Annotated in this window: 20 protein-coding genes; 14 read left to right on the plus strand and 6 right to left on the minus strand. The window is 74.9% G+C overall.

Annotated elements, in window-relative coordinates:
- Nucleotides 1–2: 2 nt before the first annotated feature.
- The 7 genes from O2W17_RS10090 to O2W17_RS10120 all read left to right on the plus strand — a co-directional run bounded on the left by O2W17_RS10090 (nucleotide 3) and on the right by O2W17_RS10120 (nucleotide 5,107).
- Complete coding sequence (locus tag O2W17_RS10090) at nucleotides 3–908, plus strand: hypothetical protein (RefSeq protein WP_269192296.1); 906 nt, start codon at nucleotides 3–5, stop codon at nucleotides 906–908.
- A gap of 472 nt (nucleotides 909–1,380) precedes the next feature.
- Nucleotides 1,381–2,517: a protein-glutamate methylesterase/protein-glutamine glutaminase gene (locus O2W17_RS10095; protein ID WP_269192297.1), complete on the plus strand. Its 1,137-nt coding sequence runs from the start codon at nucleotides 1,381–1,383 to the stop codon at nucleotides 2,515–2,517.
- Nucleotides 2,514–3,338, plus strand: coding sequence for a CheR family methyltransferase (locus O2W17_RS10100; protein WP_269192298.1), 825 nt, complete (start codon nucleotides 2,514–2,516; stop codon nucleotides 3,336–3,338). The genes O2W17_RS10095 and O2W17_RS10100 overlap by 4 nt, the downstream gene beginning before the upstream one ends.
- Nucleotides 3,338–3,721 (plus strand): response regulator, encoded by a 384-nt coding sequence (locus O2W17_RS10105; protein ID WP_163207962.1) that lies wholly within the window; start codon nucleotides 3,338–3,340, stop codon nucleotides 3,719–3,721. Before O2W17_RS10100 ends, O2W17_RS10105 begins: the two co-directional genes overlap by 1 nt.
- Nucleotides 3,718–4,260, plus strand: a complete 543-nt coding sequence (locus O2W17_RS10110; protein WP_269192299.1) for a chemotaxis protein CheX — start codon at nucleotides 3,718–3,720, stop codon at nucleotides 4,258–4,260. The genes O2W17_RS10105 and O2W17_RS10110 overlap by 4 nt, the downstream gene beginning before the upstream one ends.
- The gene (locus tag O2W17_RS10115) at nucleotides 4,257–4,619 is read left to right on the plus strand and encodes a response regulator (protein ID WP_269192300.1); all 363 of its coding nucleotides are present in this window, start codon (nucleotides 4,257–4,259) and stop codon (nucleotides 4,617–4,619) included. The genes O2W17_RS10110 and O2W17_RS10115 overlap by 4 nt, the downstream gene beginning before the upstream one ends.
- Nucleotides 4,616–5,107: a hypothetical protein gene (locus O2W17_RS10120; RefSeq protein WP_269192301.1), complete on the plus strand. Its 492-nt coding sequence runs from the start codon at nucleotides 4,616–4,618 to the stop codon at nucleotides 5,105–5,107. The genes O2W17_RS10115 and O2W17_RS10120 overlap by 4 nt, the downstream gene beginning before the upstream one ends.
- A 91-nt stretch (nucleotides 5,108–5,198) precedes the next feature.
- Here O2W17_RS10120 and O2W17_RS10125 read toward each other — a convergent pair whose 3' ends face one another.
- The gene (locus O2W17_RS10125; RefSeq protein WP_269192302.1) at nucleotides 5,199–5,660 is read right to left on the minus strand and encodes an ATP-binding protein; all 462 of its coding nucleotides are present in this window, start codon (nucleotides 5,658–5,660) and stop codon (nucleotides 5,199–5,201) included.
- Nucleotides 5,661–5,902: 242 nt separating this feature from the next.
- Here O2W17_RS10125 and O2W17_RS10130 point away from each other — a divergent pair, with 242 nt between their 5' ends.
- Nucleotides 5,903–7,684 (plus strand): SpoIIE family protein phosphatase, encoded by a 1,782-nt coding sequence (locus tag O2W17_RS10130; protein ID WP_269192303.1) that lies wholly within the window; start codon nucleotides 5,903–5,905, stop codon nucleotides 7,682–7,684.
- Between the two features lie 27 nt (nucleotides 7,685–7,711).
- Here O2W17_RS10130 and O2W17_RS10135 read toward each other — a convergent pair whose 3' ends face one another.
- Together O2W17_RS10135 and O2W17_RS10140 are read right to left on the minus strand one after the other, a co-directional pair.
- Nucleotides 7,712–8,905, minus strand: coding sequence for an ATP-binding protein (locus O2W17_RS10135; RefSeq protein ID WP_269192304.1), 1,194 nt, complete (start codon nucleotides 8,903–8,905; stop codon nucleotides 7,712–7,714).
- Between the two features lie 54 nt (nucleotides 8,906–8,959).
- A complete protein-coding gene (locus O2W17_RS10140; protein ID WP_269192305.1) occupies nucleotides 8,960–9,559 on the minus strand; it encodes a TetR/AcrR family transcriptional regulator in 600 nt (199 codons plus the stop codon).
- Nucleotides 9,560–9,630: 71 nt separating this feature from the next.
- Between O2W17_RS10140 and O2W17_RS10145 the strand changes: the two genes are divergently transcribed.
- From O2W17_RS10145 to O2W17_RS10165, 5 genes are all read left to right on the plus strand, one after another.
- Complete coding sequence (locus tag O2W17_RS10145) at nucleotides 9,631–10,341, plus strand: GAP family protein (RefSeq protein ID WP_269192306.1); 711 nt, start codon at nucleotides 9,631–9,633, stop codon at nucleotides 10,339–10,341.
- 103 nt (nucleotides 10,342–10,444) lie between these two features.
- Entirely contained in the window at nucleotides 10,445–10,816 is a 372-nt protein-coding gene (locus O2W17_RS10150; RefSeq protein ID WP_269192307.1) for a phage holin family protein, read from the plus strand.
- Nucleotides 10,817–10,883: 67 nt separating this feature from the next.
- Nucleotides 10,884–15,899 carry an NAD-glutamate dehydrogenase gene (locus O2W17_RS10155; RefSeq protein WP_269192308.1) on the plus strand — a complete coding sequence of 1,672 codons (5,016 nt, stop codon included), beginning with the start codon at nucleotides 10,884–10,886 and terminating at the stop codon, nucleotides 15,897–15,899.
- A 198-nt stretch (nucleotides 15,900–16,097) separates the two neighbouring features.
- Nucleotides 16,098–17,942, plus strand: a complete 1,845-nt coding sequence (locus O2W17_RS10160) for a glycoside hydrolase family 15 protein (RefSeq protein WP_269192309.1) — start codon at nucleotides 16,098–16,100, stop codon at nucleotides 17,940–17,942.
- Complete coding sequence (locus O2W17_RS10165) at nucleotides 17,939–19,321, plus strand: glucose-6-phosphate dehydrogenase (RefSeq protein ID WP_269192310.1); 1,383 nt, start codon at nucleotides 17,939–17,941, stop codon at nucleotides 19,319–19,321. The genes O2W17_RS10160 and O2W17_RS10165 overlap by 4 nt, the downstream gene beginning before the upstream one ends.
- Nucleotides 19,322–19,374: 53 nt before the next feature.
- On the opposite strand, the gene O2W17_RS10170 is transcribed toward O2W17_RS10165, so the two are convergent.
- Nucleotides 19,375–20,793 (minus strand): amidase, encoded by a 1,419-nt coding sequence (locus O2W17_RS10170; RefSeq protein ID WP_269192311.1) that lies wholly within the window; start codon nucleotides 20,791–20,793, stop codon nucleotides 19,375–19,377.
- A gap of 63 nt (nucleotides 20,794–20,856) precedes the next feature.
- On the opposite strand from O2W17_RS10170, the gene O2W17_RS10175 reads away from it, so the two are divergent.
- The gene (locus tag O2W17_RS10175) at nucleotides 20,857–22,542 is read left to right on the plus strand and encodes a DEAD/DEAH box helicase (protein ID WP_269192312.1); all 1,686 of its coding nucleotides are present in this window, start codon (nucleotides 20,857–20,859) and stop codon (nucleotides 22,540–22,542) included.
- Between the two features lie 88 nt (nucleotides 22,543–22,630).
- Here O2W17_RS10175 and O2W17_RS10180 read toward each other — a convergent pair whose 3' ends face one another.
- A complete protein-coding gene (locus O2W17_RS10180) occupies nucleotides 22,631–25,231 on the minus strand; it encodes a SpoIIE family protein phosphatase (RefSeq protein ID WP_269192313.1) in 2,601 nt (866 codons plus the stop codon).
- Between the two features lie 141 nt (nucleotides 25,232–25,372).
- Nucleotides 25,373–26,119 (minus strand): peroxide stress protein YaaA, encoded by a 747-nt coding sequence (gene yaaA, locus O2W17_RS10185; RefSeq protein ID WP_269192314.1) that lies wholly within the window; start codon nucleotides 26,117–26,119, stop codon nucleotides 25,373–25,375.
- Nucleotides 26,120–26,126: the final 7 nt, after the last annotated feature.

Genomic DNA, 26,126 nt, shown 5'->3' on the forward strand with positions numbered 1-26,126 from the left:
CCATGCCCTATTCGCTGGTCAGTGCCGCCACCCTGGGCTTCGACCTCGTGCGGCTACCCGCCGGGCGCTCGGTCGCCGAGGTGCTCCTCACCGGCCTGGGCGCGGACGAGGCCGCCGTCTCCCGGCTGGCCGCGGTGCACCCGGCCCGTGGGCTGGACCGCGAGCGCCGCGGGGTGCGCGCCGTCCGGTCCCGTCGGGCGCGCGAGATGGCCGCCGGCGTGCCGCACATGCGGTCGGCCGCCGACGCCGGCCGCGGCGCGGGCGACCGGGCGGCCCTGCTGGTCGCCCAGCTCGAGCAGGGCACCATCGGTGACGCCCCCACGCTGGAGCGGCTGCTCCGCGAGGACGTCCTGGGCGCCGAGCACCCGCTGCGGGCCGGGTGGGACGCCGACGAGTGGGACGAGGCCGCCGACGTGCTGGCCGACGCGGCCGTGGGCTTCTGGGCGGCCGGCGTGCTGCCGCCCCTGGTCCGGCGCGACCTGACGGCGGCGTTCGACCGGGCGCTGGACGGGGGTCCGCTGGCCGGTCCGGGCTCGTGGGGCCTGGGCCCGGCGGCGGACGAGCTGACCGCCTTCCTCGCCGCCGTCCGCGACCTGGACGACGCCGGCCGCACCCGCTGGCGGCTCGCCGTCGACGAGGGGCGGGCCGAGCGCCGTCCGTGGGCGACCGCGATGCACGAGGCCTCCTGGGGCGCTCACGTGTCGGGCCGCATCCGCGCGCTCGCCGCGGCCCAGCTGCTGGCCGTCCAGGCCTTCCTCGACGGCGGCTTCGACCTGCACGACGGCGCGGCGGGCGTGTGGAACGCCGTCTCCGGCTGCGTGCAGGCGATCGTCGTCGACGACCTGCTGGGCAGCGACGCCGTCGCCCTCCTGCGCGCCCCCGGCCGCCGGGTCGCCGCGCTCCGCTGACCGGCCCGCGGTGCCCGGCACCGCACGGCGTATCCCCAGATCGGACACCATTGCCACGGGTCGTGTCGACAATGGCCGTGCGGGTCGCCGACCCGGGTTCTGTCGACATTCATCGACGGCTAGAAGATAGGGCGACACATTCTGCGTGTCGCCTGGATTCCGGCTGCCCCGCGCCGAGAATCTCCCGGTAGCACCCGCCTTCCCCGGCCTCTCCGGCCGCGTGGGCGAAGCATTCCGGATGCGGCCATCCGGCCGCCGATCCCCGCCACCGCCATTCCGAAGAATGGGCGCGCGGAGCTCGGGCGGTCATTCCGTCGCGCCCGGGAGCCGCTGCCGGCGTCTTCGTCGCCCATGTCCCGAGAACTTCGGGAGATGCCGGATGCCGTACCGCCGAAGGGCTCAAGCCGGGCGCGGACATGCCGATACAGACAACGTGCCCGCCGGTCGACGGGGGCAGGGGCCAGGAGGACGTGTGAACCCGATCAAGGTGATGGTGGTCGACGACTCGGTCGTCGTCCGCAAGATCGTCACCGACGTGCTCTCCGCGGACCCGGGCATCGAGGTCGTGGGCACCGCTGTCAACGGCAAGGTCGCCGTCGGCAAGCTCGAGCAGCTCAAGCCCGACCTGATCACCATGGACATCGAGATGCCGGAGATGAACGGCATCGAGGCGGTCCGGGCCATCCGCGGGGGCGCCGGGGGTGGAGCCGGGCGAGGGCACAGCCGCGTGCCGATCATCATGTTCAGCACGCTCACCGAGCGGGGCGCCACCGCCACCCTCGACGCCCTCTCCGCGGGGGCCAACGACTACGTCACCAAGCCGGCCAACGTCGGCAGCGTGGCGCAGTCGATGGAGAGCGTCCGCGAGCAGCTGATCCCCAAGATCAAGGCGCTGACCGGTCGTCCGGTGACGACGGTGGCGCGCGCCGCGGCACCGGTGGTCCCGCCGCCGCGCCCGGCCGCCCCGCGGACCGGCCCCGGCAAGAAGCCGGCGGTGCTGGTCATCGGCTCCTCCACCGGTGGGCCGGAGGCGCTGGCCCGCGTACTCCCGGCGCTGCCCGCCACCCTCCCGGTGCCGGTCCTCCTCGCCCAGCACATGCCGCCGGTCTTCACCCGCCAGTTCGCCCAGCGCCTGGACCGGCTGTCCGCGCTGCGCGTGGTCGAGGCGGTCGACGGCACCCCGCTCACCCCCGGCACGGTCCACCTCGCTCCCGGCGACCACCACCTGGTCGTCCGCGCGAACGGCCGCGCCGCGTTCGCCACCTCGCTCAACCAGAACCCGCCGGAGAACTTCTGCCGGCCCGCGGTCGACCCCCTGTTCCGGTCGGCCGTCGCCGCCTACGACGGCGCGGTGCTCGGCGTGGTCCTGACCGGCATGGGCGCGGACGGGCGGAACGGCTGCGGCGAGATCCGCGCCGCCGGCGGCACGGTGGTGGTGCAGGACCAGGCCACCTCGGTCGTGTGGGGCATGCCCGGGGCCGTGGCCCAGGCCGGTTACGCCGACGAGGTCCTGCCGCTCGACCGGATCGCCGAGGCGATCCAGCGGCACCTCTCGGGTGCCGCACTCCTGAACTCCGGAACAGCTATGGCCGTGGGAGGTCGTCGATGAGTCTGACCGCGACCAGTTTCGACTGGGTCCGTGAACTGGTCCGCAAGGAGAGCGCCATCGTGCTCCAGCCGGGCAAGGAGTACCTGGTGGAGGCCCGCCTCCTGCCCATCGCCCGGCAGATGGGCCTGACCGACGTCAGCAAGCTGGTGGAGACCGTCCGGGTGCGCCCGGACGCCGACAACACCCGGCGGATCGTCGAGGCGCTCACCACCAACGAGACCTCCTGGTTCCGCGACGGCGACCCGTTCACCGCGCTGACCTCGACCGTGCTGCCGGCCCTGCTGTCGGCGCGCGGTCCCAACGAGCGGCTGCAGATCTGGTCGGCGGCCTCGTCCAGCGGCCAGGAGCCGTACACGATCGCGATGCTGCTGGACGACGCGCTGCCCAACGCCGCCTCGCGCGTCTCGATCACGGCGACCGACATCTCCCGGGAAATGGTGCAGCGCACCCGGGCGGGACGGTTCAGCCAGCTCGAGGTCAACCGCGGGCTGCCCGCCCCCATGCTGGTCCGGCACTTCTCCCGGGCCGGGACGGAGTGGGAGGTGTCGGCCAACCTCCGCCGGATGGTTCACGCGAGCGAGTGCAACCTCGCCGCGCCGCTGCCGCGGATGGGCCCGTTCGACGTGGTCTACCTGCGGAACGTCCTCATCTACTTCGACCTGCCCACCAAGCAGTCGATCCTCCGCCGTGTGCGGGACCTCATGCGACCCGACGGCTGGCTCTTCCTCGGCGCCGCCGAGACCACGCTCGGTGTCGACGACTCATGGGAGCGGGTCGTCATCGGCCGCAGCTCCGCTTACCGCCCACTGAAGGGGAAGTAATGCGCGCCTTGGTGATCGACGACTCCCGCGCCATGCGGCGGATCGTCACCGGGATCCTCACGAACCTCGGCTACGAGGTCCGCGACGCCGGTCACGGTGGCGAGGGCCTGGACGTCCTGAACGAGGGCTGGGTGCCCGACCTCGCCACGATCGACTGGAACATGCCGGTGATGGACGGGCTGCAGTTCGTCTCCGCCGTCCGCTCCAACCCGGCGTGGCGCCGGATGACCATGATGATGGTCACCTCGGAGAGCGAGCACACCCAGATCGTCCGTGCCCTGGCTGCCGGCGCGCACGAGTACATGATCAAGCCGTTCACCGCCGACGCCTTCCGCGACAAGCTCGCGCTGCTCGGCCTGCTCCCCCAGGAGGTCGCCCTGTGAACACGATCGACACCGGGGCGCGGCGCCGCAGCAGCGATGCCCGCCCGGTGATCACCGACCTGATCGACGGGGACACCGTCCTGTCGATCGCCGGCGAGACCTGGATCTCGCTGGTGGGCGAGGACGAGGTCCTCGTCCCGGTCCCGTCCGCGCTGCCCGGCGACATCCTGTCCAGCTGGGTCGACGTCGTCGGCCCGTGGACCGGCAGCGTCGTCCTGACCACCGGGCGCGCCACCGCCGAAGAGCTCTCCCGGGCGCTGCTCCGGGAGTCCGCACCGGAGGTGCTGGACGACGAGGACGTCGCCGACGCCTTCGGTGAGATCGCCAACGTGGTCGGCGGCGGTGTCAAGGCCGCGCTGCCCGGCCCGTCGGCGCTCAGCCTGCCGCAGGTCGGCAACGCCCCGCTGGTCCGCAACCCGGGCGACCTCTGCCGCATCGACGTCCTGTGGCGCGGCGAGGCCGTCTCGATCTCCGTGCAGGGCGCACTCCCGCCGCTGCCGGTTCCCACCCCCACCCGCGAGAACGAGGTGTCACTGTGAAGATCCTGATCGCCGACGACAGCCGCGTGATGCGGCAGATCGTCATCCGCACCCTGCGTCAGGCCGGGTACGACGACCACGACATCGTCGAGGCCGAGGACGGCGCCGACGCGTTGGCCAAGGTCGGCTCGGAGCAGCCTGACCTCGTCCTGTCCGACTGGAACATGCCGAACATGACGGGGATCGAGTGCCTCCAGGCGCTGCGCTCCTCCGGCTCGGCCGTACCGTTCGGGTTCGTCACCTCCGAGGGCTCGCCGGAGATGCGGGAGAAGGCGGCGAACGCCGGCGCGCTCTTCCTCATCGCCAAGCCGTTCACCGAGGACACCTTCAAGGAGCACCTGGACGGGGTGATCGCATGACCGCCCCCACCGCGGTGCAGCTGCCGGCCGCCAAGGACGTCCGCGACATGCTCACCGGCCTGCTCGGGAAGTCGGTGACCGTCTCGCCGGGCGCCCCGCTGACCCCCACGCCGGAGAAGCCGGTGGCGGTCGCCGTCTACGTCGACCCGCAGATGGCCGTCAACGCGCTGTGCCTGATGGACCTGGGGGCGGCGGCCTACACCGGTGGCGCGCTGGCGCTGCTTCCCCCCGGCGGGTGCCAGGACGCCGTCGAGGAGGACGGCGAGCTGACCACCATGCAGGTCGAGGCGCTGCACGAGGTGGTGAACGTGCTCTCCGCGCTGTTCAACACCGCGGGCGCCCCGCACTCGAAGCTGCACAAGCTCTACGCCCCGGGCGACGACATCCCGGGTGACCTCGTCGGGATGCTCTCCGCCTTCAACCGGGTGGATCTCGCCCTCGAGGTGCCCACGTACGGCAAGGGAGCGATCTCCTTCGTCATCCCCTGACGAGGAACGCCCCCTGCGCAGAGACCCCCGCCGCCCTCGGGCGACGGGGGTCTCCGCGCGTCGTGGTCGCACGTGGAACACCGGGCGCCGGTCAGGCGATGGCGTACTCGGGCTCCGCGGTGGTGGTGGGCAGGCAGGCCCAGACGTGCTTGCACTCCTCGTCGACGTACCAGCCGTGCGCGACGGAGAGCCGCGCCACCAGCTGCAGGCCCATGCCACCCTTGGCGGGGTCGCGGTCGACCACCGGTGCCGGCATCGACCCGGGCGCCCGGTCGCTGACGTCGAGCAGCCAGCCCCCGCTGCCGGCCACGACCGTGGCCACCACCGGTGACTCGCCGTGGCGCAGGGCGTTGGAGGCGAGCTCGTCGAAGGCCAGCACGAGCTGCTCGCTGGCCGGGTCCTGGTCGTCGTCGTGCGGGAGGCCGGCCCCCTCGAGCCGGGAGCGCAGGCCGGCGCGGGCAGCGGGCAGTTCGGCGAGCGCGGCGAGCCGCCAGCGCCAGACCTCGCCGCGCCCGTCGGGCAGCGGGCGCAGTGGCCACGCGAGTCGCCCCATGCTCTCCCCCTCGAGTCGGACTTCGACGGTCCCGGGTGTGCCCCGGCGCGGACGGTGTCAACCCCTCACGACGCCGACTTCGGGTGTCCCGGTGCGGCACCTGCAGGCAGCGCGCGGCACGTGTGGGCAGCGTCACGGTCCGCCCCGACCGGGGGAACGGCCCGTCCACCGTTGCTTTCGCCCCGCGCAGCAGTCAGGCTGGGTGCCCTTGGCCGCCACTCGCGCGCCGGAACGGAGCGGCGTTGGACGGCACCTCCCTGCACGACGCGGCCACGCCGCTCGGCGGGCTGCTCCTGCAGGCGGTCGAGGGCATGGACCGGCCGATGTTCGTCCTGGATGCCGGCTGGCGTTTCAGCTACGTCAACCCGGCCGGCGCCCGCGTGCTCGACCGCCGGACTCCCGACCTCCTCGGCCGGGACATCTGGGCGGAGTTCCCCGAGGCGGTCGGCGGGCCGTTCGAGGCCCTCTACCGCCAGGTGCGCCGCACGGGCGAGTCCGGCGGCACGGAGGCCTGGTTCGCGCCGCTGGGCAGGTGGTTCCGGGCCGACGCCTTCCTCACCGACGCCGGCCTGGTGGTCACCTACGACGACGTGACCGCGCGCCGGCGCACCGAGGAGGAGCGGGCCGCCGCGGTCGCGGCGCGCGAGCAGGCGGCCGCGGAGGCCGCCCGCGCGGCCCACGAGGCCGAGGAGACCGGCCGGCACCTGATGCTGCTGGGCGACATCAGCCAGGCGATGACCTCGACGCTGGACATCGACGAGGCGGTCGCCCGGTTCGCCGCCCGCGTCGTGCCGCAACTGGCCGACTGGTGCCTGGTCAGCGTGGTCGACCCCGACGGGACCCGGCGTGACGTCGGCCGCGCCCACCGGGACCCCTCGCTGGTCGAGGCGATGCACCGCTACGCCGACGCGCGGGTGGCGTCGAACGCCGCCACCGCCCCGGTCCCGGTGGCGCTGCGCAGCGGGGCGCCCGTGGTGATCGAGCAGCTGACCGAGGAGCACCTGGCGACGATGATCGCCGACCCGGTCAGCCGGGCGGCGCTCGAGCCGCTGCGGCCGATGGCCGTCGCGGCCTTCCCGCTGGTCGCCCGCGGCGAGGTGTTCGGCGCACTGACCCTGGTGAACGGGCCCGAGCGGGGTCCGCACACCGGCACCGAGCTGCGGACCGCGGAGATCGCCTCGCGCCGGGCGGCCCTCGCCCTGGACAACGCCCGGCTGGTCACGCTGAACCACCAGGTGGCCGAGCGGCTGCAGCTGAGCCTGCTCTCCCCGCCGGTCCAGCCCGACTGCCTCGAGCTGGCCGTGCGCTACCGTCCCGCGACGCAGGGCATCTCGATCGGCGGCGACTGGTACGACGCCTTCCTGCAGCCCGACGGCGACACCGTGCTGGTCATCGGCGACGTGATGGGCCACGACGTCGAGGCCGCCGCCGCCATGGGGCAGATCAAGACGCTGGTGCGCGCCATCGGCTACGACCGGCTCGAGGAGCCGGCCGGTCTGCTCCACCGGGTCGACCAGGCGCTGGTGGGCCTGGCGGTCCCGGCCATGGCCACCGCCCTGGTCTGCCGCGTCGAGCAGGGGGACGCCGATCGGGCGTCCGGGCTCCGGCGGCTGCACTGGGCCTCGGCCGGGCACCCCGACCCGATGCTGCTGCTGGCCGACGGCGAGGTCCGCGACCTCTCGGTCCGGGTCGGCCCGCCGCTGGGTACCGGCTGGGTGGAGCAGCTCGCCGACGGCGACGCGGCCATGCCCGAGGGCAGCACGCTGGTGCTGTTCACCGACGGGTTGTTCGAGCGGCGCGGGGTGCCGCTGGACGAGGGACGGGCCCGGGTGCGGGCCGTGCTGGCGCGCTCGTCCGGGCTGTCGCTGTCCGACCTGTGCGACCGGCTGCTCGAGGAGCTGCTCGGGGAGGGGGCCGAGGACGACGTCGCCGTCCTGGCGGTGCGCGCGCACCCGCTGGGCCGCCCGCGCCCGGCCGAGGCCGGCCCGGAGGACCTTCCGCCCGCGGTCCGCCGGACGGCCTGAGCCAGGAGCCCCGCTGCCCGGACGCTCCTACTCCGGGTGGCGCAGCAGGTAGCGGCCGAAGTGCGGCACGGTGAAGGCGATCTGGCCGCGCTCGGCGGAGTAGACCAGCCCCTTCTTGATGAGCGAGTCGCGGGCGGGGGAGAGGGACGCCGGCTTGCGGCCCAGCGAGACGGCCACCTCCGACGTCGCCACCGCCGCGCCGCCGGAGCCGCCCAGCTCGGCCATCGCGTGCATGTACTCCCGCTCGGCGGGGGTGGCGCGGTCGTAGCGGGACCCGAAGAACCCCACGGCCAGCTCCGCCTCGGCGACCGGGGCGGCCATCGCCACGTCGGCGGCGGTGATGGGCGAGGAGGCGGCGACGTCCCAGGTGACCTTGCCGTAGGCCTGCACGAAGTAGGGGTAGCCGTCCGCCGCCTCGTAGAGGGCGTCCAGCGCGGCCGGCTCGAACTCGACGTCCTCGCGCTCCGCCGGGGCGAGCAGGGCGCGGTCGGCCGCCTCGCGGTCCAGCCGGTCGATGCGCAGGTAGCGGAAGAGCCGCTCTGAATAGCTCTTGGACGCCGAGAGCACCGCCGGCAGGTGGGGGAGCCCCGCGCCGACGACGATCAGCGGCGCCCCCTGCTGGGACAGCTCGTGGCACGCGGCGCAGATGGCCGAGATGTCGTCGGCCTGGATGTCCTGCATCTCGTCGATGAACAGCGCGATGCCGCTGCCGATGTCGGCCGCCACCCCGGCGGCGTCGCTGAGGAGCTCGACCAGGTCGATCTCCATGTCGCCGGAGTCGGCCCGCCCGGTGGCCGCGGGCGCGTCGATGCCCGGCTGCCACCGGTCGCGCACCTTGGCCTCCGCCGGATTCACCCGCTGGGCGAACGCCTTCACCACGCCCAGCACCTCGGTCACCGACTCCTGGTCGCCGTGGCGCGGGCCCAGCTCGCGCAGCGCCATGTGCAGCGCGGAGGAGACCGGCCGGCGCAGCGACTGCTCGGGGCGGGCCTCGATCTTCCCGGTGCCCCAGCCGCGGGCGATCGCCGCCGACCGCAGCTGGTTGAGCAGCACCGTCTTGCCGACGCCGCGCAGCCCGGTGAGCACCAGGGAGCGCTCGGGCCGGCCGCGGGCGATCCGCTCGAGGACGACGTCGAACGCCGACAGCTCGCCGTCCCGGCCGGCCAGCTCGGGCGGGCGCTGGCCCGCGCCGGGGGCGTAGGGGTTCCGCACCGGATCCATGTCGTGCACCGTATGCCGTTCTCTAGCGCCGGGCGTAGAGATCGGTAGAACGACCTAGCGCGTGTCGCGCAGGCCGGCGAGGTGCACCTCCAGCACCGCGCGCACCCGGGCGGCCGGCAGGGTCGTCGGCCGGATGAGCGCGTGCAGCGCCAGGCCGTCCAGCACGGCGTACAGCCGCTCGGTCTCCAGCTCGGTGTCCAGGCCGTCGCGCACGGCTCCGGCGTCGGCCAGCGCGTCGAGGACGAGGGCGCACAGCTGCCGGAGTTCTGCGGCCGCCCGGTCGCGCAGCGCCGCCAGCTCGTCGTCGACGAGGGCGCGCGCGGTCAGGGCGAGCCACACCTCCCCCTCCGCGCGTCGCTCCTCGTCGAGGGGGAGGGTCTCCTCCAGCACGGCGAGCACCTGGGCGGCCGGCGGCCCGCCGCCGCGGACGACGCCCTCGATCCGGGCCCGCACGTTCTCGCTGACCAGCGTCATCGCGAAGTGCAGCAGCGCGTCCTGGGTGGGGAACCAGTGCCGCAGCGCGCCCATGGAGGTGCCGGCCTCGCGGGCCACGGAGCGGACGGAGGCCCCGGCGACGCCGTCCCGCCGGATCACCCGCCAGACGGCTCCGGCCAGTTCCCGCCGCCGCTGCTCGGCGTCGACGACCCTCGGCACGGCTCTTTGATAGCACAGTTGTGCTACTTTGCGTTGGCAGCACGAGTGTGCTGCTACGTGGGGAGGGTGTCGTGGAACTGCTGGTCCCGCTGGCCGCGCTGGCCCTCGTCGACAGCACGAGCGTCGGCACGCTGGTGCTCCCGGTGTGGTTCCTCCTCGCCCCCGGACGGGTCCGGATCGGCCGCATTCTGCTGTTCCTCGGCACGGTGGCGGCCTTCTACCTGGTGCTCGGCGTCGCGCTCACGCTGGGCGCCGGGGTGCTCCTCGAGCCGGTCGCCGACGCCGTGGACACCACGGCGGGGCGGGTGGTGCGGCTCGTCGTGGGCATCGTGCTCGTCGTGCTCGGCCTGACCATCGAGCCGTGGACCAGGGCCGGCAAGGAGCGCAGGCGCGCCGCGCGGGCCGCGCGTGGGCCCGGCCGGCTGGCCCGCTTGCGGGATGCGGCCCGCGGCGACGGTCCCCGCGGCACCGTCGTGGTCCTCGGCGTCACGGCGGCCGGGATCGAGGCGGCCTCGATGGTCCCCTACCTGGCGGCCATCGCCCTGCTCACCGCGGCGGGGCTCGCCCTGGCCCCGACCGTCGCCGTGCTGGCCGGCTACTGCCTGGTCATGGTCCTGCCCGCCCTGGTCCTGATCGCCGTCCGGACCGCGCTGGGCGACCGGCTCACCCCGGCGCTCGCCCGGCTGGAGGGCTGGCTGTCGCGGAACTCGGGGGAGACCCTCGCCTGGCTGCTCTTCCTGCTCGGGCTCTACGTCGCCGCCGGTGCGTTCCCGCTCTCCTGACCGTCGTGCAGGAGGGTCTACCGCTCTCTGGTCACGACGCTAGACAGCGCCAGACGAGGGGAGATCCCCCAGTCGGCGACCCCGCCCGGCTAGCGTCGTGACCGTGATCAGGTTCCTGCTCAAGGTCGTCATCTTCGCGGCGGCGTTCTACGGGCTCACCTACTTCGACGTGCTGCCCGGGCTGGAGGTCCTGGAGAACCCGGACGGGCCGCTGGGGGAGTACGGCAGCTACCTGTGGATCGGGCTGATCTTCGGCGTCGTCAACGCCCTGGTCGGCCCGGTCCTGCGGCTGCTGTCCCTGCCCTTCGTGCTCCTCACGCTGGGCCTGTTCCTGCTCGTCATCAACGCGGCCCTGCTCGGGCTGACCGCGGCGATCACCGATCGGTTGACCATCGACGGGTTCGGCACCGCCGTCCTCGGTGGGCTGATCCTCGCCGTCGTCGGCTGGGTGGCCGACCAGATGCTCGACCGCTGAGCGCGGTCCCGGGCCCGTCCCCGCGTCGCCGTGACGGCGGTCTCAGCGGCCAGTACCGTCGCCTGACATGGCCAGTGACACCGGTGTGGTCCCGGATGCCGGGGCGGGCGACCGGGACGGCGGACCCGCGGGCGGCTCCCTGACCGAGCTGGCCGCCCTCGAGGCCGGCCGCGACGAGAAGAAGCTGCTCCTGCGCGAGGCGGCCCGCGTCGCCGTCGCGGGGGCCGGCCACGGGTCGTCGGCGCTGCCCCGGGGCTGCACCGCCGACGACGTGCCGGCCTTCCTGCGGCGGTACTACTGGAGCGAGCCCGCGGAGGAGGTCCTCGCCAGCGACCCCGCCGAGCTGGCCGCGCTCGCCCTCGGGCACCTCTCCCTCGCCGAGGTCCGCCCGATCGGCTCCGCGACCGTCGACGTGCAGGCCGTCCCGCGCGCGCAGGGCGCCGGCCGGACGGTGATCCGGCTGGTCACCGACGACATGCCGTACCTGGTCGACTCGGTCACCGCCGAGGTGGTCCGCCAGGGCTTCCGGCTCGAGCACGTGGTGCACCCGCTGCTCGTCGTCCGCCGCGACCTGAGGGGCCGGATCACCGCGCTGTGCGACAGCCTGGACGCCCCCTCCTGCGGCGACGACGCCGTCGCCGAGTCGTGGATGGCCGTCGTGCTCGACGGCCCGCTGGACGGCGAGGCGGCGGGCGACCTGGTGACCGGCCTGCGCGCCGTCCTGGACGACGTGCGCGCCGTCCACGAGGACGGCGACCGCATGCGCGGCCGGATGGTCGACCTCGCCGCCGAGCTCGACGACCTCCTCGCGGGCGGCGGGGCGGGGGAGGAGGCGACCGACGACCCCGCCGACGACCCCGCCGAGGCCGCGGCGCTGCTCCGCTGGCTCGCCGACGGGAACTTCGTGCTCCTCGGCGCGCGCGACGTCGAGATCGTCCCGGACGGTGCGGACGTCGCCGCGCGGCCGGTGCCCGGGACGGGCCTCGGGGTGCTGCGCAGCGACACCGACGTGGCGCGCTCGGCGACCGCCCCGCCCGAGGCCGCCGGCGTCACCGGGCGCCACCGGCTCACCGTCACCAAGGCCGACACGCGGTCGTCGGTGCACCGCCGGGCGTGGCTGGACCTGGTCGCGGTCACCCTGCCGCACGGCGACGGCGCGACCCGGCGACGCCGCTTCGTCGGCCTCTTCCCGTCCACCGCGTACGGCACCAGCGTGCTCGACGTCCCGCTCGTGCGCCGCCGCGTCGCCGAGGTGGTCCACCGCTCCGGCGTCCCGGCCGACAGCCACACCGGCAAGCAGCTGCTCGAGATCCTGGAGACCTACCCCCGCGACGAGCTGATGCAGGTGGGGGCCGACGAGCTCCTGCCGGTCGCGATGGCCGTGCTGCACCTGCAGGAGCGGCGCCAGACCCGGCTGTTCCTCCGGCCGGACCCCACCGGGCGGTTCTGGTCCGCGCTGGTCTACCTGCCGCGCGACCGGTACACCACCGCCGTCCGGCTGGCGATGCAGCAGCTGCTCCTCGAGCGCCTCGGCGGCTCCGGCATCGAGTTCACCGCGCGCTCCACCGAGTCGGTGCTCACCCGGCTGCACTTCGTCGTCCGGCTGCCGGTGGGCCGGCAGGGCTCCGCCCCGCCGGTCGACGTCGACGTGGAGGGACTGCAGGCCGAGCTGGCCGCGGCCGCACGCAGCTGGCCCGACGACCTGGCCGCCGCCCTGGAGGCGCGCTTCGGCGCGGACGCGGAGAAGGTCTTCTCCCGGGTCGCCGACGCCTTCCCCGCCGCCTACCAGGAGGACTTCCCGGCCGACCGCGCCGTGGAGGACCTGGTCCGCCTCGAGGGCCTGGCCCCGGATGACGTGGCGCTGCGGCTGTGGACCCCGGCCGGCGCGGCGCCGGGCGAGCGCCGGCTGTCGGTGTACCGGGTGGGGGAGCGGCTGCTGCTGTCGCAGATCCTGCCGATGCTGCAGAACATGGGCGTCGACGTCGTCGACGAGCGGCCGTACGAGATCGACCGGATCGGCGCGCCGCCGACCTGGATCTACGACTTCGGCATCGCCGTCCCCCTGGTGGACCTGCCGCTGCTGCGGTCGCTGCCCGAGCGCTTCACCGACGCGGTGGGGGCCGTCTGGCGCGGGCAGGCCGAGGACGACGGCCTGGGTGCACTGGTCATGCTCGCCGGGCTGAACTGGCGGCAGGTCACGGTGGTGCGCGCCTACGTGCAGTGGCTGCGCCAGGCCGGGCTGCCGTTCAGCCAGGCCTACGTCGAGCGCACCCTCGCCGCCCACCCCGGCGTCGTGGCCCGGCTGGTGGCGCTGTTCGAGGCCCGCTTCTCGCCCGGGCGGATGAACGGCCGGGAGGACCGGCAGGCCGAGCTGGTCGAGGCGCTGCGCCGGTCGATCGGCGACGTCGCCTCGCTCGACGCCGACCGGGTGCTCAGCTCGCTGCTGGCCGCCGTCGTCGCCACCCAGCGGACCACGTACTACGCCATGTCCTCACCTCCCCACCCGGCGCTCGCGCTCAAGCTCGACCCGGCGGGGGTGCCCGACCTGCCCGAGCCGCGGCCGGCGCACGAGGTCTGGGTCAGCTCGCCGCGCGTGATGGGCGTGCACCTGCGGTTCGGCAAGGTGGCCCGCGGCGGGCTGCGCTGGTCCGACCGCCACGAGGACCTGCGCACCGAGATCCTCGGCCTGGTCAAGGCACAGATGGTGAAGAACACCGTCATCGTGCCCACAGGCGCCAAGGGCGGCTTCGTGGTGAAGCGCCCACCGGGTGACGGCGCCTCGCGCGACGAGGTGATCGCCGAGGCCCAGGCCTGCTACAAGCTCTTCATCGGCGCGCTGCTCGCGCTGACCGACAACCGGGTCGAGGGCGCGGTCGTCCCGCCCGAGAAGGTCGTCCGGCACGACGGCGACGACTCCTACCTCGTCGTCGCCGCGGACAAGGGGACGGCGACCTTCTCCGACCTCGCCAACTCCGTGGCGCTGGAGCGCGGCTACTGGCTGGGCGACGCCTTCGCCTCCGGCGGCTCGGTCGGCTACGACCACAAGGCCATGGGCATCACCGCCCGCGGCGCCTGGGAGTCGGTGACCCAGCACTTCCGGGCGCTCGGCCTCGACGTGCAGCGCGAGGACTTCACCGTCGTCGGCGTCGGCGACATGTCCGGTGACGTCTTCGGCAACGGGATGCTGCTGTCGGAGCACATCCGGCTGGTGGCCGCCTTCGACCACCGGCACGTGTTCGTCGACCCGTCGCCCGCGGCGGCGTCGTTCGCCGAGCGCCGCCGGCTGTTCGACCTCCCGCGCTCGTCGTGGGCCGACTACGACACCTCGCTGATCAGCGCGGGCGGCGGCATCTGGCCGCGCACGGCGAAGTCCGTCCCGGTGAGCGAGCAGGTGCGCGCCGCCCTCGGGCTGCCCGGCGACGTCACGGCGCTCCCCCCGGTCGAGCTGATCCGCGCGGTGCTGCTCGCCCCGGTGGACCTGCTGTTCAACGGCGGGATCGGCACCTACGTGAAGGCTTCGGGCGAGAGCCACCTCGAGGTCGGCGACAAGGCCAACGACGCGGTGCGCGTCGACGGCCGGTCGCTGCGGGTCCGGGTCGTGGGGGAGGGCGGCAACCTCGGTCTCACCCAGCGCGGGCGCGTCGAGTACGCGCTCACCGGCGGCCGGCTGAACACCGACGCCATCGACAACTCCGCCGGCGTGGACACCTCCGACCACGAGGTGAACATCAAGATCGCGCTGAACCGCGTGGTCGACGAGGGGCGGATCGACGCCGAGGGCCGGGCCGCGCTGCTCGCCGGGATGACCGACGAGGTCGCGGCCGCCGTCCTGACCGACAACCACGCGCAGAACGCGACCCTGGCCGGGGAGACCGCCGCGGCGCGCAGCCTGCTGGACTCCCACGAGCGGTTCATCCGGTCGCTGGAGCGCTCGGGACGGCTCAACCGCGCGGTCGAGGCGCTGCCCGACGACCGCGGGCTCACCGAGCGGCGGCGGGACGGGCAGGCGCTGACCGGCCCGGAGCTCTCGGTGCTGCTGGCCTACGCGAAGCTCCAGACCAGTGACGCGGTGCTGGCGTCGTCGCTCCCCGACGACCCCGCGCTGGAGGAGCTGCTGGTCGAGTACTTCCCGGCCCCGCTGCGCGAGCGCTTCCCCGTCGCGGTCACCAGCCACCCGCTGCGCCGCGAGATCATCGGGACCGCGCTGACCAACCGGGCGGTCAACATCGCCGGCGTCACCGGGCTGTTCCGGCTCATCGAGGAGACCGGGGTGCCGCTGGCGACGGTGGTGCGGGCGCACGCCGTGGCCCGCGCGGTGTTCGGCATCGACCGGATGTGGGACGCCTTCCGGCCGCTGGACGGCCAGGTCTCGGCGGCCGCCCAGATCGAGGGGCGCACCGAGGCGACCCGGCTGGCCGAGCGGGCCACCCGCTGGCTGCTGCGCCAGCCGGACCTCACCGCGGAGCACCCGCTCCCGCTGGCGGAGGTGACGGACCGGTTCGCCTCGTCGGTGGCCGAGGTGCAGGCCGGCCTGCCCGGTTGGCTGATGGGCGCGGAGGCCGAGTCCTACGCCGCACGGGCGGGCCGGCTGCAGGAGTCCGGCCTCCCCGCGGAGCTGGCCGCCCGCGTCGCGGCCGCACCGCTGATGCCGGCCGCGCTGGACCTCGCCGTGGTCGCCGAGCGGACCGGGGCCCCCGTGGCGCTGGCCGGCCGGGTGATGCAGCGCCTGGCCGAGCGGCTGGGCCTGGTGACCCTGCGCGAGCTGGTCATCGCGCTGCCGCGCGACCGCCGCTGGCCGTCGATGGCCCGCGCCTCGCTGCGCGACGACCTCGCGATGGAGCAGGCCTCGCTCACCGAGGACGTGCTCAGCCTGCGGACCTCCGACGCCGAGGGGCCCGACGAGCTGGTCTCCCGGTGGGAGGAGGGCTGGGACATCGCCCAGCACCGCGCCGCCGGCCAGCTCGCCGACATCACCGCCGGCGACCGGCAGGAGCTGGCCGAGCTGCTGGTCGCCGTCCGGACGCTGCGCGGGCTGCGCCGCCGGCGCCAGGCCCGCCGCCTCCCCCGCCCGGCCGACCGGTAGCTCCGGCGTGCGCACGGATGCGGTTCCGGGCGGGTCGGGAGCAGCCGCAGTGCATCTCGGCGGATATCGGCTCCTCTAGCGAAGCCGCTAGAGAGTCCTAGAGGAGGCGATCCACCGGGCCGTCGATTTCGCCAGGGTTGGCCGGTGCCTGCGCGGGCACGGTCGGATGGACCCGTGCCACCGACCCGAGGACCGCCCGTGCCGCTCCGCCCGCTCACCCGCACCGACGGCTACCTGCCCATCGAGGACCACGGCCTGATCGGGGACGGCCTCACCTGCGCGCTCGTGGCGCGGGACGGCAGCATCCCGTGGCTGTGCCTGCCCGACTTCGACAGCCGGCCCTTCCTCGCCGGCCTCCTCGACGCCGAGCGCGGGGGCAGCTTCGGGATCGCGCCGGTGGGGCTGCGGGAGTCGGCCCAGCGCTACCTGCCCGACACCGGGATCCTGGTCACCGAGATGCAGGGCGCCGGCGGGCGGCTGGAGCTCACCGACTGCCTGACCCTGCGCTCGGGTGCCGACCTCGCCGAGCCGGTGCCGTCGGGCCGGGGCGAGCTGCTGCGGCTGGCCCGGGCCGTCGGTGGCACGGTGGACGTCGAGGTCCGGCTGGCCCCCATGGACGGCGTCCTCGTGCGGCCGGAGCTCGGCGCCTGGCGGATCCACTGGGCCGCCCAGCCGCAGCTGGAGATCCTGGTGTCCGCCTCGCACCCGCTGACCGTCGCCAGTGACGGCGCCGTCCGCGGCCGGGTGACCCTGGCCGAGGGCGAGCAGCTGACCGTCGCCCTGCAGTGGTCCGGCGACACGCACACCCGGACCCGCACCCAGCCGGAACGGCTGATCGAGCAGACGGCGGCGGCCTGGCGCAACTGGGCCGCGCGACTGGAGTACGAGGGGCCGCAGCACGACCTGGTCCGGCGGTCGGCGCTCACCCTGAAGCTGCTCGACCACGCGCCGACCGGCGCGATCATGGCGGCGGCGACCTCGTCGCTCCCGGAGGAGATCGGCGGCAGCCGGAACTGGGACTACCGCTTCACCTGGGTGCGCGACGCCGCGTTCTCCAGCTACGCGCTGCGGCGGATCGGGATGCAGGAGGAGTCCGACGCCTTCCTCGCCTGGACGCTGCGCAACATCGAGCGGGACGACCGCGCCAGCATCTGCTACACCCTCGGCGGCCGGCGGCCGGGCATGGAGTGGGAGGACCTCGCGCTCTCCGGGTACCGCGGATCGGGGCCGGTCCGCTGGGGCAACGGGGCGGCGCGGCAGGTGCAGAACGACGTCTACGGCGAGCTGCTCGACGTCGCCTACCAGTGGGTGCGCACCGGGGCGGAGGTGGACCCGCCGCTGTGGCGGGCGCTGTGCGAGCTCACCGAGCAGGCCATCACCCAGTGGTCGACGCCGGACAACGGGATCTGGGAGATCCGCGACGCCGGCCGCCCCTTCACCTACTCGGTCGCGATGTGCCACGTCGCCGTCGACCGGGCGCTGCGCATCGGGCAGCTCTGCGGCCTGCCGTACCCGCGGGAGCGCTGGCAGCGGGAGGCCGACCGGATCCGGACGACGCTGCTGGAGCAGGCGTGGGACGCCGACCGCGGCACCTTCACCGAGCACCTCGCCCCGTCCGGGCAGGGCGGCCGCGGAGGGCTGGACGGCTCGCTGCTGACGCTGCCGCTGCGCCGGCTCATCCGGGCCGACGACCCGCGCATGGTGGCGACCACCGAGGCGGTGCGCCGGCACCTCGACGCCGGGGACGGGCTGCTCTACCGGTACCTGCACACCGAGTCCCCGGACGGGCTGGCCGGCGGGGAGGGCGCCTTCCTGCTGTGCAGCTTCTGGCTGGTCGACAACCTGACCGGTCAGGGCCGGCTGGACGAGGCGCACGAGCTGTACGACTCGCTGTGCGCGCGGGCCAACGAGGTGGGCCTGCTCGCCGAGGAGATCGACCCGGGCACCGGCGCGTTCCTCGGGAACTTCCCGCAGGCGTTCAGCCACGTCGGGGTCATCGCCAGCGGCTGGAACCTCGCCCGGGCCGAGCAGGCGCGGCGATGAGGCGCTCCTTCGTCGTCCTCGGCGGGACCGGCGACCTCACCGGCCGGCTGCTGCTGCCCGGGCTCGCCGAGCTCGTGGACGCCGGCGTCCTGGGGGAGACCCCGGTGGTGCTGGCGGTGAGCCGGGAGGACTGGACCGACGACGGGTACCGCGACTGGGCCCGCGAGCGGCTGGCCGAGCACGCCGGGCACGTGCCCGAGGAGTCCCGGGAGCGGCTGGTCGAGCGGCTGGGCTACCGGCACGGCGACGTCACCCTCCCCGCCGACCTGCGGGCCGCCCTGGAGCGGGCGGGCGGGGTGCCCGTGGTCTACCTGGCGCTGCCCAACACGGTCTTCCTCCCGACGCTCGAGGCGCTGGCCGAGGTGGGGCTGCCCGAGGGGGCGGTGGTCGCCGTCGAGAAGCCCTTCGGGCGGAACCTCGCCGACGCCCGGGCGCTCAACGCCGTGCTGCACCGGCTGGTGCCCGAGGAGCAGGTGTTCCGCACCGACCACTTCCTGGCGATGCAGACGGTCCTCAACATCCTCGGCCTGCGGTTCGCCAACCGGATGTTCGAGCCGCTCTGGAACGCCCAGCACGTGGAGCGGGTCGACATCGTGTTCGACGAGACGCTCGGGCTGGAGGGGCGGGCGGGCTACTACGACACCGCCGGCGCGCTGCGGGACATGCTGCAGAACCACCTGCTGCAGATGCTGGCGGTCGTCGCGATGGAGCCGCCGACGGCGATGGACGCCCGCTCGCTGGCGGCCCGCAAGGCCGACGTCCTGCGCGCCGTCCGGTCGCCGGAGGACATGGGCCGGGACACGGTGCGGGCCCGGTACACCGCGGGGACGGTCGGCGGCCGGCCGCTGCCGGACTACACCGCGGAGGCCGGCGTCGAGGCCGACCGCGGCACCGAGACCTACGCCGAGTACACCGTCGGCATCGACAACTGGCGGTGGGCCGGCGTGCCGTTCCGGCTCCGCTCGGGCAAGGCGCTCGGCGCCGACCGGCACGAGATCGTGCTGCGCTTCAAGCCGGTGCCGCACCTGGCCTTCGGCCGGGACGACGGCGAGGGCCCGCCCGAGCCCGATGTCCTCCGGCTCCGGCTGGACCCCGACGGCATCAGCCTGGAGCTCAACCTGAACGGCGCGGGCGCCCCCTTCGACCTCGAGCGCCGGGCGCTCGAGGTGGACCTGCCGCCGGCCCGGCTGTCGGCCTACGGACTGCTGCTCCAGGAACTGCTCGCCGGGGAGGCCGCGCTGTCCATCAGCGACGTCGAGGCCGAGGAGTCGTGGCGGATCGTCGAGCCGATCCTCGCCGCGTGGGCGGGCGGCGACGTGCCCCTGCAGGAGTACGCCGCCGGCTCCGACGGCCCCACGCCCCGCGCCGAGGTCGTGTGATCTCGGCGGATCTGCAGGTGTCTAGCAGCGGAGCTAGAGAGGCGTAGAACGGGTCAGAGGGCCGGCCGGCGCTCGCCGAAGCGGGTGGCCTGCTCGAAGGCGTGGCCCACCTCGAGCACCCGCCGCTCCATGCGCGGCGCCGCGACCACCTGCAGCCCGACCGGCAGCCCGTCCGGCGTGAACCCGCCGGGCACCGACAGCGCGGGGCAGCCGGTGGGGGAGAGCAGCGTGCACGAGCGCATCCACTCCAGGTAGTTCTCCTGCGGCACCCCGCCGATCTCGGTCGGGTACTCGACCTCCACCGGGAAGGGCAGCACCTGGGTCGTCGGCGCGAGCAGCACGTCGTAGCGGGTGAAGAACTCGACCACCCGCTGGTGCAGCGCGGTGTGCTGCTGCTCGGCGCGGGCCACGTCCGGGCCGCTGAGGGCCGCCCCCATCGCCGCGTTCCAGCGGATCGACTCCTTCACCTGGTCCGGGTGCTCGGCGATCAGCGCGGAGAAGGAGGCGTCGAACAGCCAGGCGCGCAGCGTGCCGAAGACGTCGTCGGCGCCGGAGAGGTCCGGGCAGTCCTCGCTGACGCGCGCGCCGAGCTCCTCGAACACCGGCAGGGACGCCGTCAGCACCGCGGTGACCGCCGGGTCGACCGCGACCCGGCCGCCGAGGTCCGGCGCCCAGGCCACCCGCAGCCCGTCCAGCCGCTCGGGGAGTGGGGCCAGGAACGCGGCCGGGTCGGAGTCCAGCGCGATGGGCACCCGCGGGTCGGGCCCGGCGAGCGCCGACAGCTGCAGCGCCACGTCGCCGACGGTGCGGCCCATCGGGCCCTGCACCGAGAGCGTCGACCAGCCCATCGGCGCCGGCCACGTGGGCACCCGCCCCGGCGTGGGGCGCAGCCCGACGACGTTGCAGAAGCCCGCCGGGTTGCGCAGCGAACCGCCCATGTCGCTGCCCTCGGCCAGCGGGACGAAGCCGGCCGCCAGGGCTGCGGCGGCCCCGCCGGACGACCCCCCGGCCGACAGGCCGTGCCGGTAGGGGTTGTGCGTCGCCCCGAACACCGGGTTGAAGGTGTGCGAGCCGGCCGCGAACTCCGGCACGTTGGTCTTGCCGATCCGGATCGCGCCGGCCGCCTTCAGCCGGGCCACCACCAGCTCGTCGTCCGCCGGCACGGTGTCGCGGTGCAGGGGTGAGCCCCACGTCGTCCGCATCCCGCCGGTGGCGTGGGTGTCCTTGTGCGCCACGGGCAGGCCGTGCAGCGGGCCCAGCGGCTCCCCGGCCGCCTGCGCGGCGTCGGCGGCGTCGGCGGCGGCCCGGGCGCCCTCGGCGTCCAGTGTCACGATCGCGTTGACCTGCGGGTCCAGCCGCTCGATCCGCGCCAGGTGGGCGTCGAGCAGCTCCCGCGCGGACACCTGGCCGGCGCGCAGCAGCGCGGCCAGCTCCGTCGCGGGGCGGGTGCAGAGGTCGTCGTCGGCGGTCACCCCGGCAGCCTGCCAGAAGCCCGGGTGCGCGTGCTCGCGGCGTCGGGGGAACGATGTGCGGTGATGACCGACGAACGAGCCACCGACGGCGGCGACGCCACCTTCGAGGACCTCGGGCTGCGCCCGGAGCTGCTCAAGGCCCTCACCGCACTCGGCTACGAGGAGCCCACGCCGATCCAGCAGGAGGCGATCCCGCCGCTGGCCGAGGGTCGCGACCTGCTCGGCCAGGCCGCGACCGGCACCGGCAAGACCGCTGCCTTCTCCCTGCCGGTGCTGCAGCGGCTGGCCGCCCACCGCACCGACCGCGCCCCGGTCGCCCTGGTGCTGGTGCCCACCCGCGAGCTCGCCGTCCAGGTGTCGGAGGCGCTGCACCGCTACGGCCGCGACCTCGGCGCCCGCGTGCTGCCCGTCTACGGCGGCGCGCCGATCGTGCGGCAGCTGCGCTCGCTGGAGTCGGGCGTGGACGTCGTCGTCGCGACACCCGGCCGCGCCCTCGACCTGCTCAACCGCGGGGCGCTGCACCTGGGCGGGATCGCCACCGTGGTGCTCGACGAGGCCGACGAGATGCTCGACATGGGCTTCGCCGAGGACCTCGAGGCGATCCTCGACGCGACCCCCGAGCAGCGGCAGACCGTGCTGTTCTCCGCCACGATGCCGCGCCGGCTCGACGCGCTGGCCCGCCGGCACCTCGCCGACCCGGTGCGCATCACCATCGCCAAGGAGCAGGCGGCCGCCGGTGAGGCGCCGCGGGTCCGGCAGACCGCCTACGTGGTGCCGCGCGGCGCCAAGCCGGCCGCGCTGGGCCGCATCCTGGACGTCGAGGCCCCGACCGCGGCGATCGTCTTCTGCCGCACCCGCGAGGAGGTCGACTCCCTCACCGAGACCCTCAACGGCCGCGGGTACCGGGCGGAGGCGCTGCACGGCGGCATGAGCCAGGAGCAGCGCGACCGCGTGATGGGCCGGCTGCGCGGCGGGACGGCGGACCTGCTGGTGGCCACCGACGTCGCCGCCCGCGGGCTCGACATCGAGCAGCTCACCCACGTCGTGAACTACGACGTCCCGTCGGCGCCGGAGTCCTACGTGCACCGCATCGGCCGGGTCGGGCGCGCCGGACGCGAGGGCGTGGCGATCACCCTCGCCGAGCCGCGGGAGCACCGGATGCTCAAGACCATCGAGCGGGTCGCCGGCGCGCCGATCACCGTGGAGAAGGTGCCCACGGTCGCCGATCTGCGCGCCCGCCGGCTGGACCTCACCCGCGGCGCGCTCCGGGAGAGCCTGCTCACCGACGACCTGGACCGCTTCCGCGTGGTCGTCGAGACCCTGGCCGACGAGTTCGACCTGATGGAGGTCGCGCTGGCGGCGGTCAAGCTGGCGCACGAGGCGGCGGGGCCGGTCGACGACGACGAGGAGATCCCGCAGGTCTCCTTCCGGCCCGAGCGGGACGGCGGCCGGGCACCCGCCGGCCGGGGCGGAGACCGGAAGCCGCCGGCCCGGGGGCGGTCCGCCGGCGGTCCCGCCACCCGCCTCTTCGTCGGCGTCGGCCGGGACGCCGGCATCCGCCCCGGGGACCTGGTCGGCGCCATCACCGGCGAGACCGGGCTGACCGGCCGCGACGTCGGCTCGATCGAGATCCACCAGCGGTTCGCGCTGGTGGAGGTGCCGGAGTCCGCGGCCGACGAGGTCGTGCAGGCGCTTCGGGCCACCATGATCAAGGGCCGCAAGGCGCAGGTGCGGCGGGACCGCGCCTGACCGAGTCCCCCCAGGCATAGGAAGCTATGCCCGTGGATCCGCCCCCGATCTGCAGGCAAAGCCTCCTATGCCTGGCGGGGGACGGCGGTCAGCTGGTGAGCGGGTCCGGCGGCACGGTGGGCGGGACCCTGGTCGGTCCGGCCTCCGGCGGCCGCGGCCGGTCCTGCGGGTGCAGCCGGACGGCGACGAGCGCGACGTCGTCCTCGGGGCGGCCGTGGACCAGCCGCTCCAGCAGCTCGTCCAGCAGGGCCTGGAGCGGGAGGTCGGCCAGCTCGACCAGCGCCTCGCGCAGCCGCAGGATGCCGGCGTCGAGGTCGGAGTCGCGGCGCTCGACGAGCCCGTCGGTGTAGAGCAGCACCGTCGAGCCCCGGTTCAGGGTCACGACGGTCTCGCGCCGCTGCACCCCCGGATCGACGCCGAGCAGCAGGTCGCCGGTCCACTCGCCGAGCTCCGCGATCTTCCCGTCCTCGGTGATCACCAGCGGGGGCAGGTGGCCGGCGTTGGCCCAGCGCATGCGCGTGACCCCCTGGTCCACCTCCCCGGGCGTCTGCTCGAGCCGGGCCACGGCGGCGGTGGCCAGGGTCGGGATCTGCAGCGTCGTCATCGAGGCGTCGAGCCCGCGCAGGACCTCCCGGGGCCCGGCGTCGCTGTAGGTGGCGACCCCGCGCAGCAGCCCGCGCAGCTGGCCCATCGCCGCCGCGGCCTCGGTGTCGTGCCCGACGACGTCGCCGATGACCAGCATCGTGGCGCCCCCGGGCTGCAGGAAGGCGTCGTACCAGTCGCCGCCCACCCGCGCGGCCTCGGCGGCGGGCAGGTACCGCACCGCGATCTCGGCGTGGTCGGGCTCCGGCGGCTCGGTGAGCAGGCTGCGCTGCAGGCCCTCGGCGAGCTGCTGCTGGGCGCTGTAGAGCCGCCCGTTGTCCAGCGCGAGACCTGCCCGGTCGGCGGCCTCCTGGGCGGTCGCCACGTTCTCCGCCCGGAACGGGGTGTTCTCGGCGTAGTAGAGGGTCAGCAGGCCCAGGGTGCGCTGGCGGCCGCGCATGGGCAGGACGACCGCCTCCCGGGGGGCGAGCTGCTCGAGCAGCTCCCGCGCGGCGCCGGGCCCCAGCAGCGCCAGCACGTCGCTCCCGGCGCTCCGGCCCTGCCGCCCGGTGCGCAGGGAGCACGCGGCCGGCGAGTCCGGCGGCATCGAGTCCATCCGCACCTCGGTGTAGCGCTCCAGCAGCGGGCGCATCACCGGGTCGCGGTGCCAGCAGCCGACGTCGCGGGGGCGGCCGTCGGGGTCCACCACGGTGACGATGCAGAAGTCGGCGAGCGCCGGGACGACGAGTTCCGGGAGGTGCGCCATCGCGGCCTGCTGGTCCAGCGCCCCGGCGAGGTCGGCGCTGACGTTGGCCAGCAGCGACAGCCGCTGGGCCGCGCGATCGGCCTGCTCCTGGGCATGCCGCCGCTCGGTGACCTCCAGGAAGTACACCGACAGCCCGTCGGGGCTCGGCCAGGCCCGCAGCTCGTACCAGCCGTCCAGCGGCGGCGGGTAGTACGCGTCGAAGGAGATCGGCTGCCCGGTGACCACCGCCTCGCGGTACCGGTTCTCGAAGACGCTGCCCCGCGCATCGGGGAAGGCCTCCCAGAGCTCCCGGCCCAGCAGCTCCTCGCGGGTCGCCTGCAGCAGCCGCTCGGCCTCGGCGTTGACGTGGGTGAAGCGCCACTCGCGGTCCAGGCTGTAGAAGCCGGCCGGCATGGCTTCGAGCGTGCGGGTGACCAGCGTCGCGGCCTCCCGCTCGCCGGTGATGTCGTAGGCGGCGCCGAGCGCCCGGACCGCCCGGCCGTGCCGGCCGGCCACCGCCCGGCCACGGGCGTGCACCCACCGGGTCTCGCCGTCGGGCCGGACCACCCGGTAGGTGGCGTCGTACCGGCCGCAGGTCTCGATCGCCTGCTCGAGCGCCTCGCCCACCGACGCGCGGTCGTCGGGGTGCAGCCGGTCGTTGAACGCCTCGATCGTCTGGTCGAAGTCGTCGACGTCGTAGCCGAACATGACGACGAGCTGCTCGTCCCACGTCAGCCGGCCGGTCGCGAGGTCCCAGTCCCAGGTGCCCACGCCGCCGGCCTCGGTCGCCAGCTCCCAGCGGAGCCGGTCGTTCTCGTACCGGCGCAGGAGGCTGGAGAGCTCCAGCTCGGTCATCACCGAGGAGGCGAGCTGGCGCAGCGTGGCGATCTCCGACGGCGCCCACGGCCGGGGCTCAGGGTCGAAGACGCAGAGGGCCCCGACAGGGCAGCCCGCCGCGTCGGTGAGCGCGACGCCGAGGTAGGAGCCGACGGTGCCGGCGCGCACCGGGGGCAGCCCGCTGACCCGGTCGTCGGAGCGGGCGTCGGTGACGACGAGGGCCTCGCCCGGGGGCAGGGCCGCGGTGACGGTGCACAACGACTCCTGGAGCGGGCCGGTGCTGCCGACGTCGACCCCGCCGGTCCCGGCGGCGATCAGCTGGACGTCGCCCAGCAGCGACACCTGGCTGCTGGAGGTGCCCAGGAGCCGTGCCGCGAGCTCGGCCAGCCGGTCCAGCCCCGGCCCGTCGGCGGAGGGGAGCAGCCGCTCGGCGGCGTCGACCCGGCTGCGGTCGCCGCGGAGCCGGTCCGCGGCGCGGTCGCCGAGGCCGCGCTCCGCGCCTGCCGTGCGGTCGGATCCGTCCACCGATGCCCTTCCACCCCGGCGGTCGCCGGATGCTGGGAACAGCGGGCCGCGTCTGTTCGAGCCGCGCGCTCCGTCTAGTTATGTCATGGCGGGACGGTTGCGTGCAACCAACCGTTCCGGTCGAACGGTGAGTGATCGGCCTCAGCCGGCGGGGACGACCAGGGTGAGCGCCGTGCCGCCGTCATGTTCCACGTGCAACCCCGCGCGGCGGAGCAGCCTCCGGAGCCCGACGACGTCGTCCGGTTCCGCCGTCGTGGTGGCCAGCAGGCGGGCGAGCCGCCCCTTGTGCGCCTTGTTCGAGTGGCTGACGACGGCACGGCTCCCGTCGGGCCGCTCGCTGAGCACGGCGACGGTGACCGCGCCGGTGACCGGGGCGAGCGCGGCGTACGAGCCGCTGCGCAGGTCGACGACCAGCCCTTCCGTGCCGGCGAGGACCGGGCCGAGCGCCGGCCGCCACAGCGACCGCAGCGTCGGCAGGCCCGGCAGGACCGAGCCGGCCGAGAGCCGGTAGCCCGGGATCCGGTCGCCGGCGGCCACGAGACCGAAGAGGGCGGAGCCCACGGCCAGCCGCCGATCGGCCCGGGCCCGCTGGGCCCGCGTCAGCGAGGCGACGTCGAGCGCGTCGTAGAGCACGCCGGTGTAGCGGTGCAGCGCGGGCAGGGTGCCGGAGGTGGACAGCGCCGCGTTGCGGGCGATCTCGTCGTCCTGCTTCGCCGAGAGGCCGAGGGCCGCACGCGACGCCGGGACGTCGGCGGCGAGCTTCCCCAGCGCCTCGGCGAGCTCCGTGCGCACCGGCGTGAGCTCGGGGGCGACGAGCGAGCCGAGGTCGAGCGGGGGGCCGTCGCCCCCGGGGGCCTTGGTCTCCGACGGGGGGAGCAGGACGAGCACGGGACGC

Source organism: Blastococcus sp. VKM Ac-2987 (genome assembly GCF_026967805.1).
Taxonomy (GTDB): Bacteria; Actinomycetota; Actinomycetes; order Mycobacteriales; family Geodermatophilaceae; genus Blastococcus.